At 73.3% G+C, this 7,492-nt stretch carries 6 protein-coding genes; all 6 read left to right on the forward strand.

All coding sequences use genetic code 11. The features are described from left to right. Positions 1 to 1,124: penicillin-binding transpeptidase domain-containing protein (locus tag ACI48D_RS12805; protein WP_435571601.1), on the forward strand; the 1,124-nt coding region annotated here is incomplete at its 5' end. Positions 1,125 to 1,216: 92 nt separating this feature from the next. Next, entirely contained in the window at positions 1,217 to 2,515 is a 1,299-nt protein-coding gene (locus ACI48D_RS12810; protein ID WP_435571602.1) for a hypothetical protein, read from the forward strand. Further along, entirely contained in the window at positions 2,512 to 3,093 is a 582-nt protein-coding gene (locus ACI48D_RS12815; protein WP_435571603.1) for a hypothetical protein, read from the forward strand. The genes ACI48D_RS12810 and ACI48D_RS12815 overlap by 4 nt, the downstream gene beginning before the upstream one ends. 4 nt (positions 3,094 to 3,097) lie before the next feature. Then, the gene (locus tag ACI48D_RS12820) at positions 3,098 to 4,165 is read left to right on the forward strand and encodes a hypothetical protein (RefSeq protein WP_435571604.1); all 1,068 of its coding nucleotides are present in this window, start codon (positions 3,098 to 3,100) and stop codon (positions 4,163 to 4,165) included. Further along, positions 4,162 to 5,208 (forward strand): hypothetical protein, encoded by a 1,047-nt coding sequence (locus tag ACI48D_RS12825; RefSeq protein ID WP_435571605.1) that lies wholly within the window; start codon positions 4,162 to 4,164, stop codon positions 5,206 to 5,208. Before ACI48D_RS12820 ends, ACI48D_RS12825 begins: the two co-directional genes overlap by 4 nt. Positions 5,209 to 5,309: 101 nt before the next feature. Then, entirely contained in the window at positions 5,310 to 7,409 is a 2,100-nt protein-coding gene (locus ACI48D_RS12830; protein ID WP_435571606.1) for a hypothetical protein, read from the forward strand. The last annotated feature ends 83 nt before the right edge of the window (positions 7,410 to 7,492 follow it).

Raw genomic sequence — 7,492 nt, forward strand, 5'->3', positions numbered from 1 at the left:
CCGGCCAGGTCGACAGCGCCAACTGGGCCGAGGTGCGCGACTTCGACCGAATCGACCCGGCCGCCAGTCCGCTGCGCCTGCCGGCCTTCCAGCACGACGGCGGCGCCGAGCGGAGTCCGGGCTCGACCTTCAAGATCGTCAGCGCCCTCGGGCTGGAGCTGGCGGCACGCCAGGATGCCCGGCTCGACGCCCTGCTGGCCGGCGAATCGCTGGCCGGCATCAACGCCGCCGCCGCCGCGCGCGGCTTCGCCTTCCGCACCGATGCGCCCAGCTATCCGGTCGACGGGCGCGCGCGCATCACGAACTTCCGCGACCAGGGCCTGGACCGGCGCGCCCAGGATGGCCGCCTGGGCCTGCAGCAGGCCCTGACCTACAGCCTGAACACCTGGTTCGCCTGGCTGGGGGAACTGTCCGACCGCAGCCTGCTGGGCCGGCCCGAGGGCGGCGCGCCCGACCTGCAGCCCTTGAGCCCCGGGGCGCTCGACCAGGTGCGGCCGATCGTCGCGATGGCGCGCCGGCTCGGCTTCGGCCAGGCACTGCGCCTGGACGGCGGGCTGCTGCCGGCCGACTACCCGTGGTCGGCCTGGGACGCGCTGCAGGCCAGCCCCAGCGGGATCGACCCGGTGCACACCCGCCACGAACTGCGCCAGATGGCGATCGGGCTGCGCATGCAGGCCACGCCGCTGCAGATGGCGCTGGTGGCGGCGGCGGTGGGCGAGGGACGGGTCGCCAGCCCGCACCTGCTGGCCAGCCTGGACGGGCGCAAGGCGGATGCCGCTCCCGGCCCGGCGCTCGGCGTGCGCCTGGACCGTATCCGCGCCGGCATGAAGGGCGTGATCGACGCCGGCACCGCCGCCGGCGCGTTCCGCGGCAGCGAGCTGGCGGCGCTGCGGCGCGGCCTGTACGGCAAGACCGGCACCGCGCCGGTCGGCGACGGCGAGCTGGCCACGGTCTGGTTCACCGGCTGGCTCGAACCCGGCAGCCTGCCCGGACAGACCCGCCGGCTGGCCTTCGCCGTGTTCGTCAGCCGCTCGGACGAGACGGGCGGCGGCCATGCGGCGCCGGTGGCGGCGGCGCTGCTGCGCGCCATGCAGGACATGAAATGGACCACCACGCCGCCATGAGCGGAATCGGCGGGTGACTCCGGGCCATCAGCGCGCCCTGGTTTTGTGTTTCTATGGCATTATTTTGCTGGGTTGACACGAAAGAGGACGGTATGCGTTTGCCGGGAACCCGGTACCAGGAGCCGGGCTGGGAAGAAGTGCGCAAGCTGCTGGGGCAATGCTCGCTGGCGGCCCTGCGCGCGTGCGCCTGGGCGCGCCTGCTCGATCCGGCCGCGCTGGCGGAGGCGCTGACGGACTACGTCGAGCTGACCGGCGAGCGCCTGCGCCAGGCCCGGCGCACGCCGCGCGCGCTGGCAGCGGGCAACGGCTACGGCGACACGGTGCTGGAACTGGCGCTGGGCCTGCTGTACGAATTGCAGGCCCGTCCCGCCGACTGGCAAGCCTTCTGCGCCGCCGTCGCGGCCGAGCATGCGCGGGTGGAAGCGTTCTGGCGCGATGCCGGCGGCGAAGCCCTGCTGCGCAAGAAGGTGAACGACATGTACGCCGTGTTGCGCGACAAGGTCGACGCCGACAACTACCAGGCCGCCTGCGGCCGCCCCTGCAGCCCGAACCGCATGTACGCCTACCGGATGCTGGACACGGCCTATGGCGAGATTGCCCGCCTGTTCGCCGGCTGGGAGCAGCACCGCGCCCAGGTCGGCGCGATCCTGGGACGCGAACTGCAGGGCACGCCGATCGAGGTGCGCCAGCTGCGCTCGATTGCGGACTGCCGCGCCGACTGGGTGCTGCGCTGGAGCGAGACCCTGGAAGCCTTCACCGGCAGCGCCGGGCCGCTGCACACCCGTTCGAAGCGCTTCGCCAGCCTGAAGACCGGGCCCGACAAGATCGCCGCCATGCTGGCCGAGATCGGCGACTACGAAGCGCTGTCGTCGAACCAGGACCGCGACTGGCTGCAGGACCGCGACGAGGCCGCGCTCTGGATGGAAGACTATTGGCGCGTGCTGCAGGAGTCGGAACAGGCAAGCACGCCCGGTCCGGACCGGATCCTGGAAGCGCGCGAGGATGAATTCGGCCTCGAGGTCGACGCCGACCCGGCGGACGCCGAAGACGAGGCGCCGCTGGTCCACGATCCGCAAGGGGAAGCGCTGGCCGCCGCCGTTTTACTCCCCCCCGGCTACATGCAGGCGGCGGGCGAGGCCGAGCAGCGCTCCGGCTGGGTGGCGCGCGCGCTGGCCGGGGATGGCCTGGCGGTGCGGCTTGCCGTGTATGCGAAGCTGCTGGGATCGGGCGACGATGCGTATCCGGACGACTGGCGCGACCCGGCCACGGGGGAATTGCCGACCATGCAGCAGCTGGCCGGCCTGGCCCGGGTATCCCTGCCGACCCTGCGCAAGCGGCGCGACGCGGCGATTGCCCGCCTGGAAGCCGCAACCATGAGGAGAATGGGATGAACACGAACACCGCAGGACCCGGCGATACCGAGCGCCGGCTGCAGGAACGCCTGCTGCTGGGCCGGCGCGTCGACGGCGACCGCCTGGTGCTGCTGGATGCTACCCTGGTCGCCGCACTGGACGGCAGCCGGCCGCTGACGGCGGGCGAACGCGCGGCCCTGCAAGCCTCGCCGCTCACCCTGCGCCGCCTGCGCCAGCTCGCCGTCGAGCGCCGCGCCGCGGCGGCCGGAGAGGCCGAGCCGGCGGGCTGGCGCGGCAGCCACGGTCGCCTGCGCGCGGCCAGCAGCGGAGAGATCGCATCCCTGCGCACCGACGACGGCTGGTTTACCCTGCACCTGGTGGCCGAGGGGACCGGGTGGAGGGCGATCCTGCAGCTGGCGGCCGACGCGCCGTTCGCGCCGGCCCTGCTGGCGGCGCGCGCACCGCTGCGCGTGACGGACGGCGCCGGCCGCACGATCCTGGAGGGCCGCCTGGACGCCGACGGCGAATGCGAAGCCGCCTGGCCATTTGCGGCGGCCCCCGCCGGCCACCTGCAGGCGGCCGGCGCCGCCTTCGCCGTCGAACCCTTGGCCGGATGAGCTCATGATGCTGGGTTTCTTCAAGCGCACGGCTGCCCCCGAACATGCCTGCGAACTGGGCCGGACCGTGCTGGCGCTGGCGCTGCCGGCCGGTGCCGCGCCGCCAAGCGGCTGCCAGGCCGTGGTGGTCGGCACGGACGGGCGCACCCGCCGCCTGCAGGCCGCACGCCGCATCGAGGCGCGTCCAGGCGAGACGGCCTACGCCTTCCACCCCGGCCCCTACACGGCCGACCTGGTGCCCTTCGAGGCGGCGCCGGAGATCGGCCTGCGCACCAGCTTCGCGGTCGATGCGCCCGATCCGCAGGCGTCCCAGCAGCGCTTCGACCTCTTCCTGGCGGCCGAGGTGTCCGGACGGCTGGACCTGGCGGCGCTGGCGGCGGCGGTCGAGGCCACGCTGCGCCACGAGCTGGCCACCGGCGGCCTAGAACTGCCGCCCTGCACCACGCTGGAGGAGTGGAACGCCTTCCGCCAGGGCTTGAACCAGCTGCTCTACATGCGCTTCGGCGTGACAGTGGACGATTGCGTGCCGGTCGACCTGGGCGGGACGCGCGACTTTGCGCGCGTGCTGGCGGAACGCGCCGAGCGCCAGGCCGAGCTGCCTGCGCCGGGCGTCCCGCTACCCGTGGCCGCCACCGCCACCGCCGCCGAGCGCTTCGCGCCGGGGCCGGAGGACGCGAAGGCGCTGCGCCGCCTGTTCCTGGAACTGCCCTGCCTGATGTGCGGCCTGCGGCTGGCGGCGATGCCGGCCGCCCAGGAGCAGTTCCACCGCCAGCAGGCCCTGCTGCAGCGCCTGGACCTGGTGTCGGTGGGCGTCAACGCGATGCCGTCGCTGGCGCTGGCGGCGCCGGGCCAGCCGCTCGCCGCGGAAGAACAGCTGCGCCGTGCGCGCCACAGCCGGCGCGCCTGCGTCTCGCTGGACGAAGCCTGGGCCTTGCTGGCGCGCCTGCGCCAGGCCGGCGAGGCCGCGCTGCCGCAGCTGTATGACGAAGCCGAGCGCATCGTCGCCAACCTGGAGGCGGATTGCGCGGGACGGCGCAGCAGCGCCGGTGAAGTGGAAGGGGAGCGGCCATGAACCCGATTCTAGGCACGGATCAATGCGCCGTGCAGACGCGCTGCCCGCTGGCCGACGGCTCGGTCCTGACCCTGACCGCCACGCGCCGCCCGCGCGCCGGCCGCGCCGAAGTCAAATGCGCGGTGCCGGACGATACCCGGCTGGCCGAGCGCATGCAGCAGGTAGTGCGCCTGGCGCGCCTGACCGAAGCGAGTTTCGACAGCCGCGACCAGGTCGTGCTCAGCCTCGACCGCCGGCCGCCGCCGGGAGAGCGCGGCTGGGAGCTGGCGGCGGTGTTGGCCGACCGCATGGTGCGCGGCCTGCTGCGGCCGCAGCCCGGCCTGCTGGCGAACGGCTGGTCCGACGAATGGGAGCGCGGACGGGTGGCCGGGCATACCCTCGGCACATCGCCCCCGGGGCTGCCCGCACATGCATGGCTGGGCGGCCCCGGCGGCCTGCCGCACCTGGGCCTGCTGAGCGGCCACGCCGATCCGGCGGCGGCGGTGTCGACGGCGCGCGCCTGGTTCCCGCTGCACAGCGGCGCGGACTCGTGCATCGGCTGGGTCGAGGTCAGCGTGCATCCGCTCGCGCGCCAGGCCGGCCAGCCTGGCCACGACGCGCCGGACGAGGAGCAGACCATCGCCGCGCCGGACCAGGACGCGGCGCGCCAGCTCGCCGTGCGCCAGGTCTTGAGCGGCGCCCGCCATTTCGACGGCCGCGCGCTGGGCCGCTGGCGCAGCGTGGTGCGCTTCGGCGCCGAGGCCTTCGCCGGCAATTCCTGGGAGCTGGCGCTGGTGATGGCGGACCGGCTGGCGCGCGGGCGCGAGTTCGTGCCGCGCGGGCGCCTGATCGCCAGCGGCTGCTCAGGCGCCTGGCATGCCGGCCGGGTCGATGCGGTCGACGGCGTCCAGCCCAAGTGCGCGCTGCTGCTGCGCGAGGCGGGGCCGGGCGACCGCATCCTGCTGCCGCGCGCATGGCAGGAACAGCTGCCGGAGGGCTTCGCGGAAGGGCTGCGCGCGCAAGGGGCGAGCGTGGCCTGCGTGGAGCGGATCGGGATCATCTGAGGCCAGCGCACGATTGTCGTGCGTACAACGAGCCCGGCCGGCGGCTGCTAGAATCGATTGGTAAAGAGCGGTAACTGAGCGGTATGAAGAAGGAGCGGGTCATGTTGAAGATGTTCGGAATCGGCGCAAGCACCTGTCCCCGTTGCGAGCACAGGTGCGAGCAAGCGGGTACCGGTGCGGCCTCGTACTGCGGCTCCTGCGGCCTGCTGCTGGGCGCGCCGCGCCACCGTCCGGTGCTGGTCGAGAACCGCTGGGCGCCGGGGCCGGACGAACTGGCCGTGTTCTTCGGCGTGCGCGACCTGTCCGGCATCTTCGTCAAGACCCTGCGCGTGCCGGCCACGGCCCGCGCCTACATCCTGCAGGGCGAGCAGGCCACCGAGGTGCCGCAGGGCGAATACGAGATCGAAGGCTTCTTCACCCGCCTGAACAACCTGCTGCGCGACCAGCACGCCGATATCCTCGTCACCCGCAGCGCTGCGCTGCCGGTGGAGTTTTCGCTCGACGGCCTGGCCACCTGCGAACACCTGCAGGTCGACGCCACGCTCACGCTATCGCTGAAGATCGAGAACGTGCCGGCTTTCGCGCGCCACTTCATGACCATGCCCGGCGTGATCAAGGACGTGCAGCTGCGCGAGCTGTTGACGGAACCCGTGCGCCAGCTGGCCCGCGAATTCGTGGCGGCGCGCTCGCTGCGCGACATGGCGGGGCGGCAGCAGCTGCGCCCCGAACTCGACCAGCACCTGCAGGGCGGCCTGGCGCTGCTGCTGTCCGGCTACGGCCTGGCGGTGGCGCGGGTCGACACCATTGCGCTGCGCCACGACAAGTTCGATGCCAACAGGGCGCGCATAGGCACCCTGTGGCTGGCCGCGGACGAGCAGCGCGTGCGGATCGAGCATGCGAAGCAGCTCGACGAGCTGTATGGCGAGGAAGAGTGGAACCGCCTCCGCCGCGAGGAGCAGGAAAGCCGCCTGCGCCACCGCCGCGCCGAGCTGCGCCAGGACGAAAGCCTGGAAGGCGCCGGACTCTCTCTTAGGAACGCCGAGCGCGCCCAGGCGATCCGCGCGCGCCAGATCGAACTGTACGGCCGCATCGTCGAATCGCGCACCCGCAAGCAGGCGATCGAACGCGGTGCGGTGGATGCCGTGGCCGCGCTCGAACATGCGCTCGCCGCCAAGCGCGGTGCGCGCCGCGACGAGGCCGCGCAATGGCAGCAGTTGCGCGAGCTGGCGGCGATCCGCATGCACACCGAGCTCGAAGTCGCCCGGCAGGATGCGGCGCAGGCGCGCGCGGTGGCCCGGCAGCGCTTCGCGCACCAGCTGCTGCAGCAGCAGATCCGCAACAAGATCGAGCAGGCGGCCGGCATCGAGGACGCCGGCCGCCAGCGCGCCGAACTGGCCAGGCTGCACGAGGCCGGGCAGGCGGCGGCGCGGCGCGAACAGGAGATCGAGGCCGAGGCGCATGCCGGCCGCCTGAAGCTGCTGGAACTGGAGAACGCGGCGCACCGCCGCGAAGCCGAGCGCGTGCTGGAATGGCAGGATGCCCAGGCCGCGGGGCGCTTGTCGCTGAACGCCGAGCAAATGCGCCAGCAGCTGGAGAGCCTGCGCCGCGAGGGCAGCGTCCAGGATGCGCTGGCCCAGCACGAAAAGCTGCTGCGTACCATCGAGGCCGACGCCATCGCCACGCGCTACGAACGCGAGGGCGAGCGCGAAGTTGAGCGCGAACGGCGCGCCCACGAGCTCGAACTGGCGCGTGTCGAGATCGCGCGCGCCGAATCGCTGGGTGCGCTCGACGACAGCGCCAAGCTCGCGCTGGCCGCGCCCGCCAATGCGGCCCTGCTGGCCGAGCTCATGAAGACCAGGCTGCATGCCGGCATGAGCGCCGACCAGCTGGCGGCCCTGGCCGGCGTGGTGGGTGCGGGGAATACCGACGCCTGGCGCCTGGCCGAGGAGCAGGTCGACCGTGAGCGCGCCCGCCGCGACGCCCAGGAAGAGCGCGAGCGCCGCCACCAGCTCGAACTGCTCGGCCTGCAGAACGACGTGAACAAGACGGCACTGGCGACCCAGGCCCAGCTCGGCGCCGGGCTGGCAGGATCGATGGCCGGCGCGCTGGCCGGGGCCATCGCCGCCTGCGTCCACGCGGGCTGCCGTCCGGGCGACCGGTTCTGGGGGGCCTGCGGCGCCGCGTTGCCGGCACGGAGATGATGCAGACCGCGATCGACAAGCTGCGCGAACTGCGCGCCCTGCACGAAGACGGCCTGCTGAGTCGCCAGGAATTCGACAGCCGC

This window comes from Massilia sp. LXY-6 (assembly GCF_051233485.1).
In the GTDB taxonomy this organism is placed as follows: Bacteria; Pseudomonadota; Gammaproteobacteria; order Burkholderiales; family Burkholderiaceae_D; genus Telluria.

What these genes read in the sequence shown, in the direction of transcription:
- ACI48D_RS12810 (WP_435571602.1), top strand. Translation starts at nt 1,217, where the DNA reads ATGCGTTTGCCGGGAACCCGGTACCAGGAGCCGGGCTGGGAAGAAGTG.
- ACI48D_RS12815 (WP_435571603.1), top strand. Translation starts at nt 2,512, where the DNA reads ATGAACACGAACACCGCAGGACCCGGCGATACCGAGCGCCGGCTGCAG.
- ACI48D_RS12820 (WP_435571604.1), top strand. Translation starts at nt 3,098, where the DNA reads ATGATGCTGGGTTTCTTCAAGCGCACGGCTGCCCCCGAACATGCCTGC.
- ACI48D_RS12825 (WP_435571605.1), top strand. Translation starts at nt 4,162, where the DNA reads ATGAACCCGATTCTAGGCACGGATCAATGCGCCGTGCAGACGCGCTGC.
- ACI48D_RS12830 (WP_435571606.1), top strand. Translation starts at nt 5,310, where the DNA reads ATGTTGAAGATGTTCGGAATCGGCGCAAGCACCTGTCCCCGTTGCGAG.